Origin of the sequence: Bacillus sp. SD075 (genome assembly GCF_017355165.1) — a bacterium.
GTDB lineage: Bacteria > Bacillota > Bacilli > Bacillales > DSM-1321 > Peribacillus.
Genome location: NZ_JADILK010000130.1, coordinates 1 through 288 on the forward strand (window position 1 = coordinate 1; position 288 = coordinate 288).

The following is a 288-nucleotide window of genomic DNA, read 5'->3' on the forward strand; positions in this document are numbered from 1 at the left end:
TGAATGTTACTTTTATAAATATAGTATTCCCATTTATTTAAAAAGAATACAATGATTATAGCTTGGCGGCGTCCTACTCTCACAGGGGGAAACCCCCAACTACCATTGGCGCTGAAGAGCTTAACTGCCGTGTTCGGAATGGGAACGGGTGTGACCTCTTCGCTATCGCCACCAAACATTTAATCTTTTAGCACATTTATTATCATACCATGTATGAAATCAAAATGCAAGAAGAAATTTTCATTCCTTCAAAACTAGATAATAATAAGAAGGTATTTCATTTTTTAA

At 35.4% G+C, this 288-nt stretch carries 1 rRNA gene; it reads right to left on the reverse strand.

The window, feature by feature from the left end:
* Positions 1-60 precede the first annotated feature (60 nt).
* Positions 61-176, reverse strand: a 5S ribosomal RNA gene (gene rrf, locus IOC57_RS25585).
* Positions 177-288: the final 112 nt, after the last annotated feature.